General features: G+C 71.0%; 24 protein-coding genes and 1 pseudogene. 10 read left to right on the plus strand and 15 right to left on the minus strand.

Going from position 1 to position 24,863, the window contains the following annotated elements; all coding sequences use genetic code 11:
• The 4 genes and pseudogenes from ABEB07_RS26705 to ABEB07_RS26720 all read right to left on the minus strand — a co-directional run.
• Positions 1 to 221: pseudogene (locus tag ABEB07_RS26705) on the minus strand (serine/threonine protein phosphatase); the annotation flags it as partial.
• A 319-nt stretch (positions 222 to 540) separates the two neighbouring features.
• A complete protein-coding gene (gene fomD, locus ABEB07_RS26710) occupies positions 541 to 1,236 on the minus strand; it encodes a cytidylyl-2-hydroxypropylphosphonate hydrolase (protein WP_176150336.1) in 696 nt (231 codons plus the stop codon).
• 71 nt (positions 1,237 to 1,307) lie between these two features.
• On the minus strand, positions 1,308 to 2,693 hold the full coding sequence (locus tag ABEB07_RS26715) for a class II fumarate hydratase (protein WP_345670636.1): 1,386 nt from the start codon (positions 2,691 to 2,693) through the stop codon (positions 1,308 to 1,310).
• A 116-nt stretch (positions 2,694 to 2,809) separates the two neighbouring features.
• A complete protein-coding gene (locus tag ABEB07_RS26720) occupies positions 2,810 to 4,480 on the minus strand; it encodes a fumarate hydratase (protein ID WP_345670637.1) in 1,671 nt (556 codons plus the stop codon).
• Positions 4,481 to 4,683: 203 nt separating this feature from the next.
• Between ABEB07_RS26720 and ABEB07_RS26725 the strand changes: the two genes are divergently transcribed.
• The gene (locus ABEB07_RS26725) at positions 4,684 to 5,406 is read left to right on the plus strand and encodes a DUF1707 SHOCT-like domain-containing protein (RefSeq protein ID WP_345670638.1); all 723 of its coding nucleotides are present in this window, start codon (positions 4,684 to 4,686) and stop codon (positions 5,404 to 5,406) included.
• Between the two features lie 132 nt (positions 5,407 to 5,538).
• Positions 5,539 to 5,916, plus strand: a complete 378-nt coding sequence (locus tag ABEB07_RS26730) for a WhiB family transcriptional regulator (protein ID WP_176150339.1) — start codon at positions 5,539 to 5,541, stop codon at positions 5,914 to 5,916.
• Positions 5,917 to 6,305: 389 nt separating this feature from the next.
• Here ABEB07_RS26730 and glpX read toward each other — a convergent pair whose 3' ends face one another.
• Positions 6,306 to 7,340, minus strand: coding sequence for a class II fructose-bisphosphatase (glpX, locus tag ABEB07_RS26735; RefSeq protein ID WP_164587701.1), 1,035 nt, complete (start codon positions 7,338 to 7,340; stop codon positions 6,306 to 6,308).
• Positions 7,341 to 7,467: 127 nt separating this feature from the next.
• Here glpX and ABEB07_RS26740 point away from each other — a divergent pair, with 127 nt between their 5' ends.
• Positions 7,468 to 8,001: a DUF4245 domain-containing protein gene (locus ABEB07_RS26740; RefSeq protein ID WP_345670639.1), complete on the plus strand. Its 534-nt coding sequence runs from the start codon at positions 7,468 to 7,470 to the stop codon at positions 7,999 to 8,001.
• 137 nt (positions 8,002 to 8,138) lie between these two features.
• On the opposite strand, the gene ABEB07_RS26745 is transcribed toward ABEB07_RS26740, so the two are convergent.
• Positions 8,139 to 8,378, minus strand: coding sequence for an exodeoxyribonuclease VII small subunit (locus ABEB07_RS26745; protein ID WP_345670640.1), 240 nt, complete (start codon positions 8,376 to 8,378; stop codon positions 8,139 to 8,141).
• A gap of 9 nt (positions 8,379 to 8,387) precedes the next feature.
• Positions 8,388 to 9,596: an exodeoxyribonuclease VII large subunit gene (gene xseA, locus ABEB07_RS26750; RefSeq protein WP_345670641.1), complete on the minus strand. Its 1,209-nt coding sequence runs from the start codon at positions 9,594 to 9,596 to the stop codon at positions 8,388 to 8,390.
• A gap of 95 nt (positions 9,597 to 9,691) precedes the next feature.
• On the opposite strand from xseA, the gene ABEB07_RS26755 reads away from it, so the two are divergent.
• Together ABEB07_RS26755 and ppgK are read left to right on the plus strand one after the other, a co-directional pair.
• Positions 9,692 to 10,699, plus strand: a complete 1,008-nt coding sequence (locus ABEB07_RS26755) for a 4-hydroxy-3-methylbut-2-enyl diphosphate reductase (RefSeq protein ID WP_176150342.1) — start codon at positions 9,692 to 9,694, stop codon at positions 10,697 to 10,699.
• 69 nt (positions 10,700 to 10,768) lie between these two features.
• Positions 10,769 to 11,515 carry a polyphosphate--glucose phosphotransferase gene (gene ppgK / locus ABEB07_RS26760; protein WP_345670642.1) on the plus strand — a complete coding sequence of 249 codons (747 nt, stop codon included), beginning with the start codon at positions 10,769 to 10,771 and terminating at the stop codon, positions 11,513 to 11,515.
• Positions 11,516 to 11,732: 217 nt separating this feature from the next.
• On the opposite strand, the gene ABEB07_RS26765 is transcribed toward ppgK, so the two are convergent.
• Positions 11,733 to 12,356 carry a DUF6542 domain-containing protein gene (locus tag ABEB07_RS26765; RefSeq protein ID WP_345670643.1) on the minus strand — a complete coding sequence of 208 codons (624 nt, stop codon included), beginning with the start codon at positions 12,354 to 12,356 and terminating at the stop codon, positions 11,733 to 11,735.
• 165 nt (positions 12,357 to 12,521) lie between these two features.
• On the opposite strand from ABEB07_RS26765, the gene ychF reads away from it, so the two are divergent.
• Positions 12,522 to 13,610 (plus strand): redox-regulated ATPase YchF, encoded by a 1,089-nt coding sequence (gene ychF / locus ABEB07_RS26770; protein ID WP_345670644.1) that lies wholly within the window; start codon positions 12,522 to 12,524, stop codon positions 13,608 to 13,610.
• 108 nt (positions 13,611 to 13,718) lie between these two features.
• Here ychF and ABEB07_RS26775 read toward each other — a convergent pair whose 3' ends face one another.
• Both ABEB07_RS26775 and ABEB07_RS26780 read right to left on the minus strand, forming a co-directional pair.
• Entirely contained in the window at positions 13,719 to 14,837 is a 1,119-nt protein-coding gene (locus ABEB07_RS26775) for a tyrosine-type recombinase/integrase (RefSeq protein ID WP_345670645.1), read from the minus strand.
• A gap of 24 nt (positions 14,838 to 14,861) precedes the next feature.
• Positions 14,862 to 15,362, minus strand: a complete 501-nt coding sequence (locus tag ABEB07_RS26780; RefSeq protein ID WP_345670647.1) for a helix-turn-helix transcriptional regulator — start codon at positions 15,360 to 15,362, stop codon at positions 14,862 to 14,864.
• A gap of 121 nt (positions 15,363 to 15,483) precedes the next feature.
• Between ABEB07_RS26780 and ABEB07_RS26785 the strand changes: the two genes are divergently transcribed.
• The 4 genes from ABEB07_RS26785 to ABEB07_RS26800 all read left to right on the plus strand — a co-directional run bounded on the left by ABEB07_RS26785 (position 15,484) and on the right by ABEB07_RS26800 (position 20,003).
• The gene (locus tag ABEB07_RS26785) at positions 15,484 to 15,678 is read left to right on the plus strand and encodes a helix-turn-helix transcriptional regulator (RefSeq protein ID WP_043406038.1); all 195 of its coding nucleotides are present in this window, start codon (positions 15,484 to 15,486) and stop codon (positions 15,676 to 15,678) included.
• 496 nt (positions 15,679 to 16,174) lie between these two features.
• On the plus strand, positions 16,175 to 17,428 hold the full coding sequence (locus ABEB07_RS26790) for a DUF3631 domain-containing protein (RefSeq protein ID WP_345670648.1): 1,254 nt from the start codon (positions 16,175 to 16,177) through the stop codon (positions 17,426 to 17,428).
• 315 nt (positions 17,429 to 17,743) lie between these two features.
• Positions 17,744 to 18,319 carry a MobC domain-containing protein gene (locus ABEB07_RS26795; protein ID WP_345670664.1) on the plus strand — a complete coding sequence of 192 codons (576 nt, stop codon included), beginning with the start codon at positions 17,744 to 17,746 and terminating at the stop codon, positions 18,317 to 18,319.
• Positions 18,309 to 20,003 (plus strand): relaxase/mobilization nuclease domain-containing protein, encoded by a 1,695-nt coding sequence (locus tag ABEB07_RS26800; RefSeq protein ID WP_345670650.1) that lies wholly within the window; start codon positions 18,309 to 18,311, stop codon positions 20,001 to 20,003. Before ABEB07_RS26795 ends, ABEB07_RS26800 begins: the two co-directional genes overlap by 11 nt.
• A gap of 48 nt (positions 20,004 to 20,051) precedes the next feature.
• Here the strand turns inward: ABEB07_RS26800 and ABEB07_RS26805 are convergent, their stop codons facing one another.
• The 5 genes from ABEB07_RS26805 to ABEB07_RS26825 form a co-directional block, all read right to left on the minus strand.
• Positions 20,052 to 20,333 (minus strand): hypothetical protein, encoded by a 282-nt coding sequence (locus ABEB07_RS26805; RefSeq protein WP_345670651.1) that lies wholly within the window; start codon positions 20,331 to 20,333, stop codon positions 20,052 to 20,054.
• 73 nt (positions 20,334 to 20,406) lie between these two features.
• Positions 20,407 to 20,850 (minus strand): hypothetical protein, encoded by a 444-nt coding sequence (locus ABEB07_RS26810; RefSeq protein WP_345670653.1) that lies wholly within the window; start codon positions 20,848 to 20,850, stop codon positions 20,407 to 20,409.
• Complete coding sequence (locus ABEB07_RS26815) at positions 20,847 to 23,090, minus strand: hypothetical protein (RefSeq protein WP_345670654.1); 2,244 nt, start codon at positions 23,088 to 23,090, stop codon at positions 20,847 to 20,849. Before ABEB07_RS26815 ends, ABEB07_RS26810 begins: the two co-directional genes overlap by 4 nt.
• A 498-nt stretch (positions 23,091 to 23,588) precedes the next feature.
• Positions 23,589 to 24,134 (minus strand): HAD domain-containing protein, encoded by a 546-nt coding sequence (locus ABEB07_RS26820; RefSeq protein WP_345670655.1) that lies wholly within the window; start codon positions 24,132 to 24,134, stop codon positions 23,589 to 23,591.
• Between the two features lie 35 nt (positions 24,135 to 24,169).
• Positions 24,170 to 24,862, minus strand: a complete 693-nt coding sequence (locus tag ABEB07_RS26825) for a class I SAM-dependent methyltransferase (RefSeq protein ID WP_345670656.1) — start codon at positions 24,860 to 24,862, stop codon at positions 24,170 to 24,172.
• Position 24,863 lies beyond the last annotated feature (1 nt).

Below are 24,863 nucleotides of genomic sequence, written 5' to 3' on the forward strand. Positions count from 1 at the left end.
CCGGCGGAGGAGCCCGCCTCGCCCCCGCGGGGCGCGTTCGCCCCCGCGCCGCGCGCCGGCTCGCCCGCCGCGCCCGGGGCCGCGGACCGGGGCGCGCCGTCCGGGCAGGGCTGCAGCGGTAACGCCTGCGGCGGCTGCGGGGTACGCGGGAGCGCCCCGCGGGCGTCCGCGGGGTCGACGCCCGGCTGGGGGCGTTCGAAGGAGGTCGGCTGTTCCGTCACGCGTGTCGAATCCATCCGTCCGGGGCTGCGCGCCGGGCGCGCAGTTGGTCCCGCCGAAGACCCGATACCCGGAATACCTGTCCCGGATGCGGATTTCCGGCGTGGTCAGAGGCTGTTCCTGTGCCACCGGCGGGTCCTTCGCGGCCCGCACGGGTCATGCCCTGGTACCCCTCGCTCACGTCCTGCCGCCCCTCGGTGACGTTCGGTCAGACCCGGCACGTGCGCCGGGAGTTGCTCCGGCCCCCGCGCCTCCCCGCGCCTCCCTGCGCCCTTGCGGAGGACGATCCTACGGTTGCCGCCCGGGGGCGCATCAAGGGTCTCATGAGGACACGTGCGCGGGGGTACGGTCCCAGTCCTCCGGCAGCGACGGTACCGTCCAGGCGGGGTCCGGGCGCCAGTGCTGCCAGTCCTCGCAGAACGGCGGTCCCCACGCGCGGATCACCTCCACCGCGGCCCGTCCGGCGGCCCGTACCCGCTCGGCCAGGGCCGCGTCCACCAGGCCGTCGCGCTGCGCCTGGGCGAACTCGTCCTCGTCGCGCCAGTCCCAGCCGCGGTCCTCCTGCACGGTGATGTCCAGGAAGTGGTCCACGGAGTCCACCCCGCCCGCCCAGCGGACGAGGGGCTCCTCCAGGTTCACGTACCAGTTCTTGAACCGCCAGCCCGGCTCCCAGAACAGCCACACCGACCACGGCTGGCCCGGCCGGGCCAGCTTCAGCACACCGGTGCCGAACCAGCGGTCGCGCCGCACGGCGCGCGGCTTGGTGTAGCGGGAGGCGAGCGGTTCCAGGTGCACCGGAGTGCCGTCGGCGAGCACCGGTCTGACGCACTCGGTGCCGGGCGCCATCCACACCGCCAGCAGGTCCGCGTCGTCGCGCACGACGGTCACCGGCCGGGCGATGTGGAAGCCGGCGCCGCCGTTCTCCCGGTACCGCCACAGGATCGGGGTCCCCGGGGCCCAGTGGCCCGTCGTCGCACCGCCCGCCGTCACGCGTCTCACCGCTCCGTCGTCTGCCATGGACAGATATTAGGTGTCATGGCCATACGACGCTGCGGTGAGCGTCATGGTTCACGCCCGGGACACATCGGTCACGGACGCGTCATCCGCAGGACGTCCAGGGCCTCGTCGAGCTGTTCGGCCGTCAGGTCGCCGCGCTCCACGTAGCCCTCCTCCTCGACCACCTGACGGATCGTCTTCTGCTCGGCGATCGCCTTCTTGGCGACCTTCGCGGCCTGCTCGTACCCGATGTACTTGTTCAGCGGGGTGACGACGGACGGGGAGGACTCGGCGTACTCGCGGGCCCGTTCGCGGTGGGCGACGATCCCGTCGACGGTCCGGTCGGCCAGCAGCCGGGTGACGTTGGCGAGCAGCCGGATGGACTCCAGGACGTTCTTGGCGATGACCGGGAGCATCACGTTCAGCTCGAAGTTGCCGGCGGCGCCCGCGGTGGCCACGGTCGCGTCGTTGCCGACGACCTGCGCGGCGACCATCAGCACGGCCTCGGGGATCACCGGGTTGACCTTGCCGGGCATGATCGAGGAGCCGGGCTGGAGGTCGGGCAGAGAGATCTCGGCGAGCCCGGTGCGCGGGCCCGAGGACATCCAGCGCAGATCGTTGGCGATCTTCGTCAGCCCGACGGCGATGGTGCGCAGCTGCCCGCTGGTCTCCACGATGCCGTCCCGGGCGCCCTGCGCCTCGAAGTGGTCGCGGGCCTCGGTCAGCGGCAGCCCGGTGGTGCGGGCCACCTCCTCGATGACGGCGGCGGAGAAACCGGGCGGGGTGTTGATGCCGGTGCCCACGGCGGTGCCGCCCAGCGGCAGTTCGGCCAGCCGCGGCAGGGAGGCGGTGAGCCGCTCGACGCCGTAGCGCACCTGCGCCGCGTACCCGCCGAACTCCTGGCCCAGGGTGACGGGCGTGGCGTCCATCAGGTGGGTGCGCCCGGACTTCACCACGTCTGCGAACTCCTCGGCCTTGCGGGCGAGGGCGTCGGCCAGGTGGTCCAGGGCGGGGATCAGGTCGTGGGTGACGGCGGCGGTGGCGGCGATGTGGATCGAGGACGGGAAGACGTCGTTGGAGGACTGGGAGGCGTTGACGTGGTCGTTGGGGTGCACGTCGCGTCCCAGCCGCTCGCTCGCGAGGGTGGCGATGACCTCGTTGGCGTTCATGTTGGACGACGTGCCCGAGCCGGTCTGGAACACGTCCACGGGGAAGTGCGCGTCCCACGTGCCCTCGGCGACCTCGTCCGCGGCCGACCGGATCGCCCCGGCGACGTCCTCGTCCAGTACGCCGAGTTCGGCGTTGACCCTCGCGGCGGCGCCCTTGATCCGGGCCAGCGCCTCGATGTGGGCGCGCTCGATGCGCTGCCCGGAGACGGGGAAGTTCGCCACGGCGCGCTGCGTCTGCGCGCGCCACTTGGCGTCGGCGGGCACCTCGACCTCGCCCATGGAGTCGTGCTCGATACGGTATTCGGTCATACCCGGTACAGCGTGTGAGCGGACCCGAATGTTCCGGCGCTGGGCCGAACGGGCGGAGCCCCCGGTGGTCCGGGGGCTCAGTGGGCGTGCGGACGCGCGGGGCGCGCGGGCGCGGGTCAGGCCAGGCCGGGGCCGCGCACCGGGATGCTGGTGAACGTCGGCTGCGGGGCCGGGTCCTGGAAGAAGTCGTTGCCCTTGTCGTCGACCACGATGAAGGCCGGGAAGTCCTCCACCTCGATCTTCCAGACAGCCTCCATGCCCAGCTCCTCGTACTCCAGGACCTCGACCTTCTTGATGCAGTCCTGGGCCAGGCGCGCCGCCGGGCCGCCGATGGAGCCGAGGTAGAAGCCGCCGTGCGCGTGGCAGGCGTCGGTGACCTGCTTGCTGCGGTTGCCCTTGGCCAGCATCACCTTGGAGCCGCCCGCCGCCTGGAACTGTGCCACGTAGGAGTCCATGCGGCCGGCCGTGGTCGGGCCGAAGGAACCGGAGGCGTAGCCCTCGGGGGTCTTGGCCGGGCCGGCGTAGTAGACCGGGTGGTCCTTGAGGTACTGGGGCATGCCCTCGCCCGCGTCCAGCCGCTCCTTGATCTTGGCGTGCGCGATGTCGCGGGCCACGACCAGCGGGCCGGTCAGCGAAAGCCGGGTCTTGACCGGGTACTTGGCCAGCTCGGCGAGGACGTCGTCCATGGGCTGGTTCAGGTCGATCCTCACGACGTCGCCGGACTCGTCCAGGTGCGCGTCGGTCGTCTCCGGCAGGAAGCGCGCCGGGTCGGTCTCCAGCTGCTCCAGGAACACGCCCTCGGCGGTGATCTTGGCGACCGCCTGGCGGTCGGCCGAGCAGGAGACGGCGATGGCGACCGGGCAGGACGCGCCGTGCCGGGGCAGCCGGATCACCCGGACGTCGTGGCAGAAGTACTTGCCGCCGAACTGGGCGCCGATGCCGATCCTCTGGGTCAGCTCGAAGACCTTCTCCTCCAGCTCCTCGTCCCGGAAGCCGTGGCCGAGCGGCGAGCCCTCGGTGGGCGCGTTGTCCAGGTAGTGCGCGGAGGCGTACTTGGCGGTCTTCAGCGCGTACTCGGCGGAGGTGCCGCCGACCACGATCGCCAGGTGGTACGGCGGGCAGGCGGCCGTTCCCAGCGAACGGATCTTCTCCTCCAGGAACTTCATCATGGAGGACTCGTTCAGGACGGCCTTGGTCTCCTGGTACAGGAACGACTTGTTGGCGCTGCCGCCGCCCTTCGCCATGAACAGGAACTTGTAGGCGCCGCCGTCGGCGGCGTACAGCTCGATCTGCGCCGGCAGGTTGGAGCCGGTGTTCTTCTCCTCCCACATGGTCAGCGGGGCCATCTGGGAGTAGCGCAGGTTGAGCTTGGTGTACGCGTCGAAGATGCCGTGCGAGAGGGCCTTCTCGTCCTGGCCCTCGGTCAGCACGTTCTGCCCGCGCTTGCCCATGACGATCGCCGTGCCGGTGTCCTGGCACATGGGCAGCACGCCGGCCGCGGCGATGTTGGCGTTCTTCAGCAGGTCCAGGGCCACGAACTTGTCGTTGGAGCTGGCCTCCGGGTCGTCGATGATGCGGCGCAGCTGGGCGAGGTGGGCCGGGCGCAGGTAGTGCTGGATGTCGTGGATCGCCTCCTCGGCGAGCCTGCGCAGCGCCTGGGGCTCGACCTTGAGGAACGTACGCCCGTCGGGCCCCTCGACGGTGGCGACGCCCTCGGACGTCACCAGCCGGTACGGGGTGGTGTCCTCACCCTGGGGGAGCAGATCGGTGTACGCGAACTCAGGCATCTTCGCCCATTCCTCACTCGGCAGACGGCTGCCCGCCTGATGTCGGCGGGCACCGACCAGCGTAGGACCTGCCCATGGCGGCGGACTTGTGAGGTCGGGCTCACTGCCGCGCGCCCGGCGCGGCGGGGGAGCGCGGCGACGGTTTTCCACCGGGTGGCGACAGGGGGTAGTCGCGATCTATCGCGTTTCGGTACGCTGCTGCCGTGGACCTTCAGAAGCAGCAGACCGAACCGCGCCGGCAGCCCGCGCCGACCGTGGCGGACAGCGCCGCCCGGGCCGCCGGGCTGCGCGCCTCGGACGCCGACCGCGACCGCATCGCCGACCTCCTGCGCGACGCCCTCGCCGAGGGCCGGCTGACCGCCGACGAGCACGCCGAGCGCGTGGAGGGGGTGCTGAGCGCCAAGACGGTCGGCGAACTGGAGGTCTTCATCCAGGACCTGCCCGCCGCCCACCAGGACCGCGCCGCCCCCGCGTACACCGCCGCGCCGCACCGGCCGGACGGCGGCGAGATACCCGCGCAGGCCGACGACAACGTGGTGGCGGTGTTCAGCGCCGCCGTCCGCAAGGGCCGCTGGCGCGCCGGGCGCCGACTGCACGCCTTCTCGGTCTTCGGCAGCGTGGAGATCGACCTCAGCGAGGCGATATTCGAGTACCAGCAGGTCGTCATCAAGGCCGTCTCCGTCTTCGGCGACGTCCAGATCCGCGTCCCGGAGAACGTGTCGCTGCGCGGCACCGGCGGCGGCGTCCTCGGCAACTTCGAGGTGGAGGCGCTGGATTCGCCCGACCCGCAGGCGCCCGTGGTCTACGTCGACGGCTGGGCGGTCCTCGGGAACGTGGAGGCGCGCCCCAAGCGCGGCAAACTCGTCGCGGACATCCTGGACCGGGTGCAGCGCAAGGTGGACAAGCGGCTGCGCAAGCATCTCTGAGCGACTGGGCGGTTCACGACTCAGTGCATAGGCGCGCGTACAGCGGGTAGGCCTTGCTGCATCGTCTCTCGGAGGGTCCCGTGGGACTCACGGCCACCCTTGAGCTCGCGAAGCCGTCGTCAGGAGAAGACCGTGCTGCAACCGCCGCATTCGTCCCTGCAGGTCGCTGCCGTCCCGGCCCAGCGGGTGCCAGTGCGGGACAGGGACCAAGACGCACCATGGCACACCGAGGCGGTGTGCCGGCGTGACGAGGCCGGCCTGTTCTTCGCACCCTCGAAAGAGCCCACCGCCGCCCGGCTCTCCCGGGAGGAGGCGGCCAAGCGGGTCTGCGCGCAGTGTCCGGTGATGGTCGAGTGCCGCGAGCACGCGCTGCTCCAGCCCGAGCCGTACGGCGTCTGGGGCGGCCTGACCGCCGCCGAGCGCCGCGTCGTCCTGGCCCGCCGCCGGCGCCGCGACATGGAACTGAAGAAGACGGCACGGACGACGGGGCGGATAGCGCAGGCGGGCTGACGGGTCTCCGCCGGGCGGCCCGGCGCGGGGCGGGCCGCCGGGGCGCCGCCGGGCGGCAGGCGCGCCACCGGGCGGCCGGGGTTGCCGCCGGGCGGCCCGGGGTTCCGCCGGGCGGTCGGTGCGTCACCGGGCGGTCGGCGCGCCGCCGAGCCGCAGGGGTGTCGCCCGGGCAGCCAGGTCGGTGTCCGGCTGCCGAGTCGGTGTCCGGCTGTCAGGCCGGTTGCCGGCTGCCAGGGGCGGCGCGAGCCGGTGAACCTTTCCGGTCGCAGCATTAGCGGGGACCGCCCGTGTCCCGGCCGTTGTCGGCGACTGGGGCGCCCCCTCCGCACCGGGGCGCGCCCCCTCGCCGTACCCGACCGTGGTCCGCCGGCCCCTCGGGGCCGGCCCGGCTACTTCGCCCGGTCGAAGTCGACCGCGCTGTACGCCCGCAGCTTGCTCAGCCGGTGCTCGGAGTCGATCCGGCGGACCGTGCCGGACTTGGAGCGCATGACGATCGAGTCGGTGATCGCCGTCTCCGAGCGGTAGCGCACTCCGCGCAGCAGCTCGCCGTCGGTGATGCCGGTGGCGACGAAGAAGACGTTCTCGCCGGAGACCAGGTCGTCCGTGGTCAGCACGCGGTCGAGGTCGTGCCCGGCGTCGATCGCCCGCTGCCGCTCCTCGTCGTCCTTGGGCCACAGCTTGCCCTGGATGGTGCCGCCCAGGCACTTCACCGCGCAGGCCGAGATGATGCCCTCGGGGGTGCCGCCGATGCCCAGCAGCATGTCGACGCCGGTGCCGTCGCGCAGCGCCAGGATCGAGCCGGCCACGTCACCGTCGGAGATCAGCTTGATCCGGGCGCCGGTCTCCCGGATCTCCTTGATGACGCCGTCGTGCCGGGGCCGGTCCAGGATGACGACGGTGACGTCCTCGGGCGTGGCCCGCTTGGCCTTGGCCACCCGCCGGATGTTCACGGACACCGGCGCGTCGATGTCGACGAAGTCCGCCGCCTCCGGCCCGGTGACCAGCTTGTCCATGTAGAACACGGCGGACGGGTCGAACATCGCGCCGCGCTCGGTGGCCGCCAGGACCGCGATCGCGTTCGGCATGCCCTTGGCGGTCAGGGTGGTGCCGTCGATCGGGTCGACGGCGATGTCGACCTCGGGCCCGGTCCCGTCGCCCACGCGCTCCCCGTTGAAGAGCATCGGGGCTTCGTCCTTCTCGCCCTCGCCGATGACGACGACGCCGTTCATCGAGACGGTGGAGACGAGGGTCCGCATGGCACGGACGGCGGCGCCGTCGGCGCCGTTCTTGTCACCGCGCCCGACCCAGCGGCCGGCCGCCATGGCCGCGGCCTCGGTCACCCGGACGAGTTCCAGGGCGATGTTGCGGTCGGGAGCCTCTTCGGGAACTTCAAGCTCGGACGGCAAGTGATGATGTTCGGTCATCGGAGCGCACCTTTCTGATACGACGACGGCCGGATGAGGGTTCAACACCCGACTCTATCGCCGGGCAGACAAAATGAGCAGGGGACCCCACGGATGAGCGGACCGGGCACCTGCGACGATAGGGGGCGTGGCAGGTTCGAACCGCAAGCAGAAGACAGTCCGGGGCACCATCGCCTCCCTGGGCGTGACGGTGATGGCGGCGGCGGTCATCTACGTCTTCGTCCCGCACGACGATCACGCCCCCGACATCCGTCCGGTCGACTACAGCGTGGAACTGATCACGGCACGCCGCGCCGCGTCCTACCCGGTGGCCGCGCCCGAAGGACTCCCCGCGGGCTGGAAGGCCACCTCGGTGCGCTACCGCGCCGACCAGGGAGACTTCTGGCACCTGGGCTTCCAGGACCCCGACGGCCAGTACGTGGCGGTCGAGCAGTCCACGCAGAAGCGGGCGGCCTTCATCGACGACGCCAGCCAGGGCGGCCACGCCACCAAGATGACCCAGCGGATCGACGGCCGCACCTGGACGCGCTGGACCGGCGGCCGCTACGACGCCCTCGTCCACGAGGACGGCAAGGGGGCGACGACGGTGGTCGCGGGCACCGCGGGCTTCGACGGGCTCACGACGATGGCGCGGGCGCTGGAGCTGAAGAAGACGTCCTGACGACGTGACGCCGAAGACCGGCCGCGGTGCGCCCCCGGCCGCGCACCGTCGTCACCGGACGCGCCCCAGGCAGGGCACCGGCGTCACCGGACGCGCCCCCGGCAGGGCACCGGGGTCTCACAGGGCCTCCGGCCCGGTCAGTCCTCGCCGTCCTCGTCCTGGGCGGCCTCCTCGGCCAGCGCCGCGTCCAGGCGGGCGCGCGCGCCCTCCAGCCACCGACGGCACACCTTGGCCAGCTCCTCGCCCCGCTCCCACAGCGCCAGGGACTCCTCCAGGCTGGTCCCGCCCGCCTCCAGGCGCCGTACGACCTCGATCAGTTCGTCGCGCGCCTGCTCGTAGCCGAGCGTCTCCTGTGCCGGTACTGCCTCGCTGGTCATCCGCCCACCCTAAACGTCGACTCGAACCGTGAACTCGCCCTCGGCGACCCGGGCCCGCAGCGCCTCGTCCGCCGCCACCTCGGCCGGATCGCGGACCACATGGCCGTCCGCCCGCTGCAGGACGGCGTATCCGCGCCGCAGGGTCGCCGCCGGGGAGAGGGCCACCACGCGCGCGTGCGTGTGCGCCAGCTCGGAGTCGGCGCGGTCCAGCAGGTGCCGCACGGTGCGCCGGCCCCGGTCGAGCAGCGCGGCGACATGGTCCGCCCGCTCGTCGATCATGCGGTGCGGGTCCTCCATGCAGGGCCGCGCCAGCGCGTGGGCGAGCCCGCGCTCCTCCCGCTCCACGTGCGCCCGCGCGCACCGCCGCGCACGGTCGCGCAGCTGCCGGACCCGCTCGTACTCCTCGCCGACGTCCGGGACGACCTTCTTCGCGGCGTCGGTCGGGGTGGAGGCGCGCAGGTCGGCGACGTAGTCCAGCAGCGGCGTGTCCGGCTCGTGGCCGATCGCGGAGACCACGGGCGTACGGCACGCGGCGACCGTGCGGACCAGCTGCTCGTCGGAGAACGGCAGCAGGTCCTCCACGCTGCCGCCGCCGCGCGCCACCACGATCACGTCCACGTCCGCGCTCTCGTCCAGCTCCTTGACCGCCTGCACGACCTGTGTGACGGCGTGCACGCCCTGCACGGCGACGTTGCGCACCTCGAAGCGGACGGCGGGCCAGCGGTGCCGGGCGTTCTCCAGCACGTCGCGCTCCGCGGCGGAGGCGCGTCCGCACACCAGGCCGATCAGCTGCGGCAGGAAGGGCAGCGCCTTCTTGCGCTCGGGCGCGAACAGGCCCTCGGCGGCGAGGTTCTTCTTCAGCTGCTCAAGACGGGCCAGCAGCTCCCCGACGCCCACCGGCCTTATCTCGGCCGCGCGCAGGGACAGCTGCCCGCGCGGGGCGTACCACTCCGGTTTGGCGTGCACCAGGACGCGGGCGCCCTCGCCGACGACGTCGGCGACCGCGTCGAACACCTCGCGGTAGCAGGTCACGCCGACCGAGATGTTGTACGACGGGTCGCGCAGCGTCAGGAACACCACGCCCGCGCCGGGCCGCCGCGACAGCTGCGTGATCTGGCCCTCGACCCAGACCGCGCCGAGCCGGTCGATCCAGCCGCCGATGAGCCGGGAGACCTCGCCGACGGGCAGGGGAGCTTCGGGGGACGTGGAGATGGCCATGCCCGCGAGGGTAGCGGCCGGCGCCGACAACGGCGGCGGCGCCGGACGGGGCCGCGCGATCTCCGGGCCGCCCGGCGCACCTTTACGATGGGGCCATGACCGCTACGTCTGGCCGCCGTGTCCTGCTCGCCGCCCCCCGGGGCTACTGCGCGGGTGTGGACCGCGCCGTGATCGCCGTGGAGAAAGCCCTGGAGCAGTACGGGGCTCCGGTGTACGTCCGGCACGAGATCGTGCACAACAAGTACGTGGTGCAGACCCTGGAGAAGAAGGGCGCCGTCTTCGTCGAGCGGACGGAGGAGGTGCCGCCGGGCAACATCGTGATGTTCTCGGCGCACGGCGTCGCGCCCGTCGTGCACGAGGAGGCCGCACGCGGCCGGCTCGCCACCATCGACGCCACCTGCCCGCTGGTCACCAAGGTGCACAAGGAGGCCGTCCGGTTCGCCAAGGAGGACTACGACATCCTCCTGATCGGGCACGAGGGCCACGAGGAGGTCATCGGCACCTCCGGCGAGGCCCCCGAGCACATCCAGCTGGTCGACGGCCCCGGGGACGTGGCGAAGGTCGAGGTGCGCGACCCGTCGCGGGTGGTGTGGCTCTCGCAGACCACGCTCTCGGTGGACGAGACCATGGAGACGGTCGACGCCCTGCAGGAGAAGTTCCCGCAGCTGATCTCGCCGCCCAGCGACGACATCTGCTACGCCACGCAGAACCGCCAGCTCGCCGTCAAGCAGATGGGCGCCGACGCCGACCTGGTCATCGTGGTCGGCTCCCGCAACTCCTCGAACTCCAAGCGGCTGGTGGAGGTCGCCAAGCTCGCGGGCGCGGCCCAGGCCTACCTCGTGGACTTCGCCGACGAGATCGACGAGGCCTGGCTGGAGGGCGTCGGCACGGTCGGCGTGACCTCGGGCGCGTCGGTGCCGGAGGTGCTGGTCGAGCAGGTGCTCGAATGGCTCGCGGGGCGCGGCTTCGAGGACGTGGAGATCGTCAAGGCGGCCGAGGAGTCCATCATCTTCTCGCTGCCGAAGGAGCTCCGCCGCGACCTGCGCGAGGAGGCGTCCACGCTGGCCGCCGAGCGCGGCGGATCGGGCACGCCGGAAGCCTGAGCCTCTCAGAGGAGAACGACCGCCCCCGCCCACGGCGTGACGGTCAGTGCCACCCCGTAACGTGGAGCCATGCAGATCTTCGGTGTGGACATCGGCGGTTCGGGGATCAAGGGCGCCCCGGTGGACCTGGACCGGGGCGACCTGGCCCAGGAGCGGTGCAAAGTGCTCACCCCGCACCCGGCGACGCCCGACGGGGTGGCCGACGGCGTCAAGCAGGTCGTCGACCACTTCGGCTGGACGGGACCGGTCGGGCTGACGTTCCCGGGCGTGGTCACCGGCGGCGCCACGATCCGTACGGCGGCCAACGTGGACAGCAGCTGGATCGACACCGACGCGCGCGCGTTGTTCGGCGAGCGGCTCGGCGGCCTGCCGGTGACGGTGGTCAACGACGCGGACGCGGCGGGCGTCGCCGAGATGCAGTTCGGCGCCGGGAAGGGCCGCAAGGGCACGGTGATCCTGCTGACCTTCGGCACCGGCATCGGCAGCGCGGTGTTCATCGACGGCGCGCTGGTGCCCAACACCGAGCTGGGCCATCTGGAGCTGGACGGCCACGAGGCGGAGAAGCGCGCCTCCAGCAAGGTCAAGGACGACCGCGACCTGTCCTGGGAGCAGTGGGCGCGCCGGGTCCAGAAGTACCTGGCCCACGTCGAGATGCTGTTCTCGCCCGAGCTGTTCGTCATCGGCGGCGGCGTCAGCCGCAAGTCCCACAAGTTCCTGCCCCTCATCGAGGGGGTGCGGGCGGAGATCGTCCCCGCCCAGCTCCAGAACAACGCGGGCATCGTGGGCGCGGCGATGCGGGCGGCACAGGGCGCCTGACCGGCGGCGTCTTTGTCGGGCGCGCCGATGAGAGCGCCCTCACCCCGGCCGGCGGGCTCGCCTTGGCCGGCGGTCTTGCCTTGGCCGGCGGGCTAACGCCGGCTGGGGTCTCTCCCCGGTCGGCGGCCTCGCCTCGGCTGGGGGTCTCGCCCCGGCCGGCGGCCTCACTCCGGCCGGTGGCCTCACTCCGGCCGGTGGCCTCACCCCAGCTGGGGTCTCACCCCGGCCGGCGGCTGCGCACCGCCGGCCGGGTGACCGCGACCGCGAGGGCCGCGCGCCGTACCAGCGCCACGGCGGTCGCGACCAGCGTCCCGGCGTACAGCCACAGCGCCTGGGTGGCGAGGGCGGTCACCAGGCCCGTCACGGTGCCCAGGACGCCGCCGGCGCCGTCGGCCACGGGCAGCAGCCCCACGGTGAACCCGATCGGCACGACGACGGGCGCGGCCAGCACGTCGCCCCCGCGCACCCACAGGGCGGTCAGCGCGCACACCGGCAGGAACAGCACGCCGTACCCGGTCGGCGAACCGTCCAGCAGCAGCGCGTCGAGGCAGCCCAGCGCGAGCATCAGCGCGCCGCAGAACAGCCCGCCGCCGAGCCCGGTCAGCCGCGGGTCGGGCAGCCGCCGCAGCCGCCGTACGAGACCGGCCGGAGCGGAGGCGGGGGGCGCGGCGGAGCCCGGCCGGCGTACCGAGGACCCGCCGGGGCCGCGCGCTCCTCCCGCGGCCGGCCGGGGGCGGGGGCGGGCCGGCGGCCGTGCCGGCTGCTGTATGCCCTGGCCGGGCGCGGGCGGCCTGCCGCGTCGCGGTCCGTGCTGCTGGTGTCGCGTCCTGTGTTGCTCCACTGGACCAACCTAGGTCTGTTTATGTGCTGAATAGGCCGTTTGACATGCCGCTCGGCGTGGCGCGGCCATGCGTTCGAACCGTCGCCGAGGCGGGGCGGCGCACGCCGTAGACTGGTGGATCGGCCGCCTTGGCCGCCAGTCTCCTCACGTACGGGAAGTCGCAACGTGTCGCTCACGATCGGAATCGTCGGTCTGCCGAACGTCGGCAAGTCGACCCTGTTCAACGCCCTGACCAAGAACGACGTGCTCGCGGCCAACTACCCGTTCGCCACGATCGAGCCGAACGTCGGTGTCGTGGGCGTGCCGGACGGTCGCCTCGCCCAGCTCGCCTCGATCTTCAAGTCGGAGCGGATCCTGCCGGCCACGGTCGACTTCGTCGACATCGCCGGCATCGTGCGCGGCGCCAGCGAGGGCGAGGGCCTGGGCAACAAGTTCCTCGCGAACATCCGCGAGTCGGACGCGATCTGCCAGGTCATCCGCGCCTTCAAGGACGAGAACGTCGTGCACGTCGACGGCAAGGTCTCGCCCAAGGACGACATCGAGACGATCAACACCGAGCTGATCCTCGCCGACCTCCAGACCATCGAGAAGGTCCTGCCCCGGCTCCAGAAGGAGTCGCGGATCAAGAAGGACGTGGCTCTCAAGGTCAAGGCGGTCGAGGAGGCCCAGGCGATCCTGGAGAAGGGCGACACGCTCTTCTCCCAGGGCATCCTCCAGGGCACCGAGCGCGCGGAGCTGCTGCACGACCTCCACCTGCTCACCACCAAGCCCTTCCTCTACGTCTTCAACGTCGACGAGGACGAGCTGACCGACGAGGACTTCAAGAACGAGCAGCGCGCCCTGGTCGCCCCCGCCGAGGCGATCTTCCTCAACGCCAAGCTGGAGGCGGACCTCGCCGAGCTGGACGAGGAGGACGCGATGGAGCTGCTGGAGTCGGTGGGCGCGGAGGAACCCGGCCTGGCGACCCTCGCCCGCGTCGGCTTCGACACCCTGGGCCTGCAGACCTACCTGACGGCCGGCCCCAAGGAATCCCGCGCCTGGACCATCAAGAAGGGCGCCACCGCCCCCGAGGCGGCCGGTGTGATCCACACCGACTTCCAGAAGGGCTTCATCAAGGCGGAAGTCATCTCCTTCGCCGACCTCGTGGCAACCGGCTCAGTGGCCGAGGCCCGATCCAAGGGCAAGGCCCGCATGGAGGGCAAGGACTACGTCATGCAGGACGGGGACGTGGTGGAGTTCCGGTTCAACGTCTAATACGTTCGGCGAGAGGCCGTCTGACCTGCGCCGGAGCGGGTTGGGCGGCCTGTGCGGTCCGCACAGAGTCCGCAGCGTGCTGGATGAGTCCGGCACGCGGGGGAGCGGCTACGCCGCTTCGTCGACCTGTGGCTGGGCGTCGGCGGACTGGTCCGCGTACGCCTTGTCGACGGCGGCGCGGGTCCGCTCCTCGGAGTCGGGCCACAGGTGGGTGTAGATGTTCAGCGTCATGGCCGCGTTGGTGTGGCCGAGGCGCTCGGAGACCGTCTTCACGGACTCGCCGTGCTTGATCAGTAGGCTGGCGTAGTGGTGCCGGAGGGCGTGGGGTCCGGTGCCCTTCGCTATGCCGGCCTTCGCGCAGGCGGGCCGCCAGGATCCGTCCATGAAGTGCGTGTAGACCACGGGTCCGCCTTGCGGCGCCGTGAAGATCCAGCCCTCGGGCCCATCGGCGGGGAAGTCCCGCAGGTGGGCCTTCATCGCATCCACCGCCATGCGGGGGAGCGGGACGATGCGGTGCGAGCGAGCGGTCTTGGGCGGGCAGACGTACACGCCGTGCTTGGCGGTCTGCTGGATCTGCTGCTCGACCGAGACGGTCGCGTGCAGCAGGTCCACGTGCCGGAGCTGGAGGCCGAAGAGCTCGCCGGGGCGGAGCCCGGTGGCGGCGCCGAGCAGCACGAGGCCCTTGTAGCGGGTGGGTATCTCCTCGGACAGTGTCCGTACCTGTTCGACGGCCAGCGGCACGACCTTCTTCCGGGGCACCGAAGGCAGTTTCGCCTCGGCGCAGGGGTTATGGGGGATCATCCGGTCACGAACGGCCGCCCGGAACACGGCGTTGACCGTGTTGAAGACCGTCCGTGAGGTGCTGGCTGCCAACCCGTGCGTGGTGGTCAGGCTGGTGACCCAGCTCTGTACGTCGCCGGGCTTGATCGCGCCGAGCGCCCGCTTCTCCCAGGCCGGGTAGACGTAACAGCGCAGGTGCTGGGCCACCGCCTTGGCCGTGGAAGGCCGGTGCGGCTGGATGGCCCGCCATTCCTCCGCGTACTCCTTGAAGGGCTTCTTTGCCGATCGCGGGTCGACGTACTGGCCGGTGACCAGGCTGGCCGTGACCTCGTCGATCCAACGCTGGGCGTCGATCTTGCGGTCGAAGTGGCGGGCGTGCTCCTTGCCGTCGAGATCGCGGTAGCGGGCCCGCCATTTGCCGTTGGGGCGCTTCTGGATGTTGGCCAAGTGGCCTCTCCTTCGTTTCGGTTGTCAGTAGTGGCCGCTGTCCTCGATGTCGCTGGTGAGGGTGCGAGCGTCTCGCTCGTCGCCCATGAGGCGGAGGCACTGCTCGTGGATGGCCCGCGAGCTGTCGGGATGGGCCTTGATGTGGTCGGCGATGGCGACCACGGCGCGATGAAGCCGGTCTCGTGCGTCGCGGGTCTCGTAGAACGCTTCGACGGCTTCTTGGACGAGGCGCCGGCTGTCGATGTCGAGCCCTTCCAGGGGCGGTGACATGAGCTCTTCGAGGGGGAGTTCGAAGACGCGGGTGAAGGCGAGAGCCTCGTCGAGGTTGATGCGCCGGCGGGGGGTGCCATTCTCGATGCGCCAGACGGCTGTCTGGTTCATCTTGACGCCGGCTCTGGTCACCCGCTCCGCCAGCTCGGTCGTGCTCCACCCTCTGACCTCGCGCTCCAGGGCCACACGCGCGGCCACATTCCCCTCGCTGTAGAGCAGCGGCACCTCGCCGCCCTCGGGCCTGTCGCCTGCCATCGAACCTCCATCATCACCGTCGCTATCCCAATTGAAACATGAGCTTCCCGATTTGGTTAACCGGCGATCGCGGGGTACAACTCTATGCAGATCGAATCGCCATCTAGCCGAATGGGAATGCATGCGATACCTGACCACCGCCGAGGTCGCCGAGCGCTACCGCACAGCCGAGAGCACCGTCCGCTACTGGCGCCACATCGGGAAGGGGCCGCGCGGCATCAAGGTCGGCAAGAGGGTGCTGTACCCCGAGGCCGAGCTGCTGCGCTACGAGCGCACCCTGATCGACGGCCAGGAGGAATGGGGCCTGGCCTCGTGAGCCACCGACAGGCCCGGACAAAGCAACGGCCCCCGGCGCGCCAACGCCGAGGGCCGGAGATTCCCCTGCACGCCGCCCATCCCTGAACGAACGAACCGGTGAGAGGCGGGACCTTGCCCGTCCCGTCCCTCACCTGAGAGGAACGCCGATGGAGGACTCTACGTCCCCCGCCACCTCGAACACATCCGAGGTTGTCTGGCCCACCCCCGCGGTCCCCGGCCAGGGCATCCCCTGGCGCAGTGGGGACCGAAGCGGGGACCGAACGGAGTCGAGGTCCCCTGCTTCGATGGGTGTTCCGGTCGGGGACCGAGTCTCCCCCAGCACGGAACATGCTCAGGTCAGCGCCTTGGGGACCGGTCCCGCCGGAGCGGAAGCCGGGTACCGGGTGGAGACTTCCGGTCCGCCGGTCCCCGAACCCAGTCCCCGAATCCCGGACGGGCGCGGCGCGCCCCGAGCCGATGGTGAGGGCCACGGTCCCCACGTATCTGCGGGGACCGTGGCCCCCGACGGAGGTTCGGGGACCGGGGACCGCGCCGGTGCGAGCGGCGGGACGACTGACGAGGGAGCCGCGCTGTTGGACGACCTGCGCGCGGCTATCGGCCGGTACGTGGTGCTGCCGAGCGACGAGACCCTGACGGCGGTCACGCTGTGGGTGGCGGCCTCCCACATACAGCCCGCGCTGCAGCACGCGCCACGGCTGGCGGTGGTGGGGCCGACCAAGGGCTGCGGAAAGTCCCGTGTCCTGGACGTGCTCCACGAGACCGTGTCCAGGCCGATGATGACGGTGAACACTTCGCCGGCGGTGGTCTTCCGGATCATCGGCGAGGACCCGCCGACGCTCCTGGTGGACGAGGCCGACACCATCTTCGGCCCGAAGGCGGGCGACAAGGAGGACCTGCGCGGCCTGCTGAACGCCGGACACCAGCGCAACCGCCCCGCCTGGCGGATCTCCGGCCCGGAGCACAAGCCGACCGCGTTCCCGACCTTCGCCATGGCCGCGCTGGCGGGCATCGGCGACCTGCCGGACACGATCATGGACCGCGCCGTCGTGCTCCGCATGCAGAAGCGCAAGCCCGGTGAGAAGGTCGCTCCCTTCCGCTCCCGGCACTCCGTCCCGGAACTGAACGCGCTGCGCGACAGGCTGGCCGCATGGCTGACCCCACTACGCGGGACAGCGCACCGCCTGGTGCCACCGATGCCGGTCGAGGACCGCGCCGCCGATACGTGGGAGCCGCTGGTGATCGTCGCCGACCTGGCCAGCGGGCACTGGCCCGTGCGGGCCCGTGCCGCCTGCCTCGCGATGACCCGGAACGAGGTGGTCCAGGACGAGCAGACGACGCTGAAGACCCGGTTGCTCCGGGACATCCGCCGAGTCTTCGAGCACCAGGGCGACACGGAGGCGCTGCGCAGCCACGACCTGCTCGCTGCCCTCATCCAGGACGCCGAGGCGCCCTGGGCCGAGTACGGCACCAAGGGCCTGAACGCCTACCACCTGGCCAACCTGCTGCGCGACTTCGGCATCAGCCCGGCCAACCACCGCTTCGAGAACGGCAGGCAGGCCAAGGCGTACGCCCGCAACCAGTTCCTCGACGCCTGGGCCCGCTACTGCCCCGACCCTGCCCAGCCGGCACCCGCAGCAGAGAAGACCGCGCCCGTACGTCGAGTCCCAGGCAAGCCGCCCGCCCCTCCGTCCGGGGCGCTGCCCATCGGCCCGCCCGGCGGGTCTGCCGGCCCCAGGCCCACTCGCTGACACCAGCTCCGTATCAATCCGTCGCATCCGTCCCCGCGCAGGTCAGCGCGGGGACGGAGTTCCTCGCCGATACGGATCACTCCGTACCTGCGACCGCCTCCGTACCTGTCCTGACCAGCCACGGGACGGATGCAACGGACGTGACGAAGCCCGACCCCACACGACCACCGGAGCACCACCATGCACGAAACGAGCACCGACAACGCCCCCATCCACCGCCTCAGGGGGTTCTTCGGCCTGACCCGCCGATCAGCAGCAAGCTGGAGCGAACGAGCCTCTAACGAGGCTTCGTCCGCGCTTGCCCCCGCCCCAGGGGTGGCGGAGGAGGAAGCCGAGCGCCAGGGGGCGCCCGAGCCGGAGAAGGGCATAGCCGAGACCATCTGCCCGCCCGCAGCCGACTCCATCGCCCCGCGCCCTCAGCCGCCGGCCAATGTCCAACCGCCCGTCGAGCAGCCCTCCTGGCGGGACCTCGACGCCCCCGCCCTGCCCGCACTGATGAACCGCAAGCGCACCGTGGAGAAGCGCGACCAGGAGAAGACCATCCGCTTCACGCGGACCGCTGTGAGCGTGATCAGCGCCGCCGCGCACCAGCGGGGTCAGAAGTTCGCCGGATTCGTCGGGGACGCCGCCCTCGCCGTTGCCCTGGGCAAGGCGGGGTTGGTCGGCAGCCCGGAGGACGACCCGGTCCGCCCGCTAGTCGAGGCTGTCGAGGCACACACGGTCGCGCTGAACCGCATCGGCGGCAATCTCAACCAGATCACCGCAGCCATCCACCGAGGAACGGTGCCCGAGCGTGCCGAGGCGGTGCTGGACCGCGTCGAGCAAGCGGCCGAGAGCAGCTACCGGCTGATCGACCAGCTTCTGACGGAGGGCATCGCGCATGGTTCCTGACGTCTCCACCGGCTCCGACTCCCGCGGACTGATCGTCTACCTCTTCGGCCCCGGCCGCCGAGATGAGCACACCGACCCTCACATCGTCGCCGCCTGGGACATGGCCGGCGCCCCCGACCCCGGCCGCGACCCGGCAGCCACCTACTCCCTGCTCGCCAAACGCCTCGACCACCATGTCGACCTGCGCACCCGCGAGCTGGGCGGCAAGAAGCCACCTCAGCATGTCTGGCACTGCCCGGTCCGTACCGCGCCGGGCGACCGCTACCTCACCGACGCCGAGTGGGCCGAGGTCGCCCGCCGCATCGTTCACGCCACCGGCATCGCCCCCGAAGGCGACGACAAGGCATGCCGGTGGATCGCGGTGCGCCATGCCGACGACCACATCCACATCATGGCCACCACCGTCCGCGCCGACGGCCGCCGCCCGCGCACCCACCGCGACGGACAGCGGGCCCAAGCCGAGTGCCGCAAGATCGAGGCCGAGTTCGGCCTGCGCCGCCTGAAGCCCGGTGACCTCACCGCGCCCCGCACGCCCACCGGCGCCGAACGCGCCAAGGCCGAGCGCCAGGGCCAGGCGGTTACGGCACGGCAGTGGCTGCGCGAGCAGGCGTACGCGGTCGCCGCCGCCGTACGCAACGAGGCCGACTACTTCACCGTGCTGCAGTCCCTCGGCATCAAGGTCAAGATCCGCCTCGGCCCCGAGACCGGTGACGTGATCGGCTACAGCCTCGCCGCACCCGGCGACACCAACGCGGCCGGCGAACCCGTCTGGTACGGCGGCTCCAAACTCGCCCCCGACCTCTCGATCAACCGCCTACGCGAACGCCTCCCCGACCAGGAGGTGGCCGACCGCCCCCGGTATGTGGCGGACCCCGCCGACCCATGGCGGCACACCACCACCGCCATACACGCGGCACGCATCGTCCTCGACTCCGGTGACGATGCCGCCGCCCAGGGCCACCTGGCCGCCTTCGGCGATGCCCTGTACAACATCGCCAGCGCCACGACCGGCCCACACCGGGCGGAACTGCGGGCGGCGGCGATGGCGTTCAACCGCGCCCGCCGCTCCGCCACCCGCGCCGACCACCAGGCCGCCACCGCCCTGCGCAAGGCCGCCGAGGAACTCGCCTACGCCTCCAGCGAGCCGGGCGGACTCGCCATCGCCCTGCTCTTCGCCACCGTGCACCTGGCCCGCGCCGCCGCCAAGTGGCACGAACAGCGCGGCCACGAACAGCAGGCCGCTGCGGCGGAGGAAGCCTTCCGCCACCTCCAGGCGGGCTACCAGCAGGCCGCCGCACCCGTCCTGGCGGACTTGGCCCGCCGCGCACCACGAGCCGCAACCGCCCGCCGCTTCGAACAGGACGTTCGTGCGGCCCTCCCCGACCACGCCGACCGAATCCTCGCCGACCCCACTTGGACCGCCCTGACCACAACCCTCGCCCACGCGGAAACCGTCGGCCACAACCCCCGACGCCTCCTGGCCGAAGTGGGCACCCAGCGGGTACTCGACAGTGCCGAGTACCCCGCCGAGGTCCTCAACTGGCGCATCACGGCTCAGCCGAACCGGCGGACGCAGGCAGCTCGCATGCGAAGCGCCACCAGCGGCACATCGGCCAGGTCCGCCACGCCACACCCTCCGGCCACACCAGTGGCCATGAAGCCCGAAGAACGCCGGCACCGCTGACCCGGCCCGATGCCCCGCCACACCTCGTGGCGGGGCATCGGGTCCGGTTCAACGGCAAAGCTTCATGATGGTGGCATCGAAGTCGGGAAACTCTCGTGTGGCCTGCGCGATGATCGCCGCTGCCGACGCGCGGCGGTCCGGAGCAAATTGCTCCGCGATAGCCACCAGGCCGCGATTGACCTGGGGAGCCCAATCCGGCTCGGGCTCATACGAGGTGGCTGCTTCCCACGGACCGAAGCCGTCAGCCAGCAGCCACAAGAAGGCACCCGGGTCGCGAGCGACAACGCCTGCCTCCCCCTCGGAGCCCAGAAAGACAACTGGTTGCTCCACCAGCTCTCGCCCCCTGTCCAACGAGCTGGCCCCCGCACCCAGCGGGGTAAGGGGGCCAGCGTTGATGGTCGCGTTACGCCACGGGGCGCAGCCGGCTCCTGCGGGTCTGCGGGGACGCGGTCTGCTGCCGTACCCGGGTTTCCCATGCTTCGAGCTGGGGGCGCGGGACGCCGTGGTGGAGCGGGATAACCCACAGGTGGTGCCAGGTAGTACGGGTCTCGATCGGCTCGTTGTCGCGGTAGTGCTCGGCGGTGCGGTCTTTGATGGCACGCGGGTCGGGGTACTTGGTGGTGCCGCGCTGGACGATGCCGGTGTACAGGCAGCGTCGGTGCTCATCGAGAGCCACATAGATCGCCGAGGACCATGGCGGCAGACGCCGGGTGGTGAAGGCGCCGTTACGTTCGCGCAGCGAGTACACGCAGGTGACGAGCTGTTCGGTGGCGACGGCCAGGCGCTGACCGGGGATGGCCGCGACGCTGGCGGCGAGCTGGGCGCTGAGCGCCCATCCGGTGCTCACTCGTCGTCCTGGTCGGTCACGGCGTAGGGGTCGCCAACGACGGGCTTGGGAGCAACGGGGATCTCTTTGATCTCCCCTCCCAGTTTCCACAGCAGCTGCTGGATCGCCTCGCGCTGCGCCTCGTCATCGAAGCAAGGCGGGTTGGTACTCGTGGTGATCTTCTCGATGGTCCGCTCGACACGGTGGATGTCGGTCTGCAACGTGGCAATGGTGGCGGCGCTGCCCGTGCTCTTGGCGTTGTTCTTAGCGGCCTCGGCACGGGCAGCGTTCCGGCGGATCTCAATCTGATTGCGCCGCCTGCTGGGCAGGCCCGGTTCGGCGGTCTCGAAGACGTGCCACTCCGAGGCGCGGTCGGCCATGCCGTAGGAGGTGGCGACCTTGGGAGTCCCGTCGGGGTCGGTCTTGATCTGGGGGACGATGAAGCCTCGGGAGTAGTCCTCGGGGAAGCCGGGGACCTGATCGACCCAGTTGGACAGGGCCTCGCCGAGGAGGAGCTGGCCAGCCGCTGTCTTGGTGAGCGCCGCGACGATGGTGGGGGGCTTGGCCCGGTACGGGGTCTTCTTGTCCACCGGGACCTCGGAAATCAGGTCCTCCTTGGAGCCACGGTCACGGTTCAGGGCGTCGGCCACGATCAAGGCGTCACCGCCCAGCACAGCCAGCTCGTCCAGGGCCTCGGTGTCACCGCTCTTGGCGCGCTCGCGCAGCTGCGCGGTGAGCCGCTGGGCGGCCGTGCGATGGTCCAGGTGGAGCAGGTCGTCCTGGAGGCAGGTCAGGGTGAACGCGGGCTCGCCGTTCTCCACACGGTGCCACATCGGGCTGGTGATGGCTCCGCCGTCGCCCCAGGTGTTCACCATCTGCGGGAAGACCTTCTTGCTGTCCGAGCGGAGGAAGCGGGTGGAGAAGATCGCCAGGATCTCCAGCAGCTTCTTGGGGAAGCTGTCGTCGTTGGGGTCCAGAGAGAGGTATTCGGCGATGGAGGTCCGGATGGACTGGCCGGCTTCCCCCGACAGCGCGGTGGCGAACAGCGCCGCCCGCGCGAAAGCGGGATGGAAGGGGAGCCTGGTGGCGTTGGCGAACGCCTCGCCGTGCAGGCGTCCGGACAGGGCGTCGGACTTCTGCTGGGTGAGCAGGTTCTTGCGGACGGCCTCGGTCAGGGCGTCGGCAACGGCCTTCTCCTTGTCGCTGCCGCCGCCCCAGGACCTGGTACGCAGGTGGATCTGCGTCAGGTGCTCGGTGAACCACCGGGAGGCATCGCAGGGCTCGCCCGTGCGGGAGAACGTTCCGAGCACCAGGTTGGTGGGGGCGAGGCGCGAGTGGAGAACGCGCATCTCGCTGGCGGTCCACGAACGGGTCGTTGCGGTGTGCAGCGCATCGTTGACGGTCTTGCGGGAAGAGGCGATGGCGTCGTGGGCGAACATCCGGCCCACGATCTTCTCGGCGTACTCGCGTGCCTCGGGAGCCTTGAGCGGCTTGCCGCTGATGTTCAGGATGTTCCGCCAGGCGGACACCAGGCGGGACTGGCCATCGATGCACACGACGATCAGCTCACTGGTGCCATCGTCGTAGTGCACGATCATGACCATGCACGTCAGAGGGTGCTGGGTGCCGGTTCGGGCTATGGAGTCGGACCAGTCGTAGTCCATGAGGTGGTGCTCGACGGTCTGGACCATCATGTCCCGCAGGCTCTGCTGCGTCGGCAGGTGGATCTCCAGCCGGCCGGGTGTCTGGCCCTCGATGGCGGGATCAGTGACGCTTCCCTTGGTGAAGGCGTGCTGCACCATGGCTAGGAACCGGGGGTTGACCGGAAGCACTTTCACGCCGGCGATCTGGTGGAACGGGCTGTGCATGACCGCCGCATAGCAGGTGTCGGTGCTGAGCTGTTTCAGCCGACCGAGCCTGGACACCTTCCGCTTCGGGGCGTTCTTACGGCCACGGCCACGAGAGCTGAACAACTGTTCCGCCATCGTGTCGGGATGGGTGAGCTGGTCCAGGACCTCGGGGTGGGTGGCACCGGCCAGCAGCACCTGGATAGCGTCCTTGCCACAGGTCACCGACGGGTGGCCGTCTGCCGCCGTGGTCAGGTAGCTCATCTCGCTGGGAGCGGGGATCGGCTCCATGTCCATCAGGCCGGCGGCGAGTGACGCTGTCTGCTCGGCCGTCAACTTGCCGACCACACCCAGGGAGACATCGTCGTCATCGGTCTCGGCACCGGGCGGGAGAAAGGTAGCGGGGATGGTCACAGAAATGTGCCTTCTGTCGTGGGCGCTGCTCCGGTGATGTCCCGGAAGTGCGCGGGCGGGAGCGTGGCCCTGGTGGGCCGCCGCTCGGGACAGGGGTGTCCCACGACAGTGCGGACTGTCCCGCACGTGGTGCGAGCAGCCAACCCGGTCGCGCAGTCACAAGGACGCACTGCTCTGATAAGGCCCAGTTGACGGCCCGAAGGCTCGCTGTGCCGGCTCACCGCCACGCGGCGGACCCGCCGTACGGCGGAAGGCAATTACGACTCGCTAGTGCTGAGCAGCCAGAGGCAACTGTACCCAACTCGGATGAGAATCAGTACAGTTGATATGACATAAGAACTCGTATCTCAACCGATCACGGAACGTGCGAGTCGAACAGGTTTTCCGCCGGAGTGATCTTCCCGTTTTGTGCTCCCTTTCCCAGGTCCATCACAGGAGGGCAGAGCCCGCAGCGCACCCTGATGCCCTCGCTGATCGTGGCAGCGAGGGCATCAGTCGTTAGGCGGCGCGGGCTGCGGGCGACTGCGAGACCCACGTCCTGAGCTCGGTCAGGTGCCCGGGCTGCAGCCCGTGGTGTGGATCGGGCTGAACGAGGAGAGTCGGCGCTCCTTTGGCATCGCGCTCCGCCGCCCAGGCGTGGTCGAGGTTGGTGAAGTCGTCGTCGATCCAGACGGCAGGTGCGTCTGCCAGCCAGTCGTCGACGTGGTCCCGCTTCCAGAGGTAGCCGTTGGGGTGGCTGGTGGTGATCTGGGGGCTCGGCAGGTCGACGTGCGGCAGCGGCGGGAGGCCCAGAAGGGGCCCGATGAGGGTGGTGGCGTCCAGGCGCCAGCTGGTGCACCAGACGGGGGTGACCAGGCCCGTGCGGATGACGTCCATGAGTAGGCGGCCGTGGTCGGGGTTGAGCCAGACGGTGACCGGGTTGTCGGCGCTGCGGTCGGCGGGAACGACGTCGTGACGGGCGTGGGTGGCCGGGGTCGAGCCATCCGCGTTGGGGAAGGGTATGAGGACGCCGTCGATGTCGAGGAGCAGGTAGGGCGGGCGCATCGGTTCCTCCCGGGGAAGCCAGGGCGAATGGCTGGTCAGAGCTTGCGGGCGCGGATCAGCAGGGTGGTGGGCCAGTGGCCCATGCGGGGGTCGTGGAACTCCTGGGCTGAGGTGAGCCAGAAGCCCGCCTGGCTGAGGTGCTTCTCCCACCGGTCCGTGGAGAACTCCCAGCGGGCGATGGGTAGGCGGGTGCGATCGGGAAGAGTGACGTGGTCTCGACGAGGCCGGTCGTCACCCGAGGGGCTTCGGCCGCCACGCTGCGGGTGCGGGACGGAGAAGGCGAGCACCCGGCCCGGCGTGAGGCGCTGGGCGATGGCCGGTAGCAGGAGCTCGGGGGCAACGAGGCCGACGGCGCCGAAGACGGAGTAGACCGCGTCGAACTGCTCGTCGGAAGCTTGCAGATAGTGCAGGGCGTGGCCGGCGACGAAGGTGAGGTTGTTCAGCCGTCCGTAGTGGGAGCGGGCGCGGCGGACCTGGAGGCCGACCAGGTCGACGCCGGTGACGCGGGCGCCGTGGCGGGTGGCGAGGTGGGCGGCGTTGTGGCCGGGGCCGCAGCCGAGTTCCAGGAGTCGCTTGCCGCGCAGGTCGGGACCGAGGATCTCTGCTCCGGGGCCTTGGCCGGGTCTCGTGGTCCATTCCATCCGGGCGGGTACGGACAGGGGCTCGGCGAGTCCGGCGGCGGTGCGCTGGAGCGCGTGGGCGTGCCAGGGGGATGCCTGGGCGAGCACG

It is taken from the genome of Streptomyces similanensis (genome assembly GCF_039543625.1).
Taxonomy (GTDB): domain Bacteria; phylum Actinomycetota; class Actinomycetes; order Streptomycetales; family Streptomycetaceae; genus Streptomyces; species Streptomyces similanensis.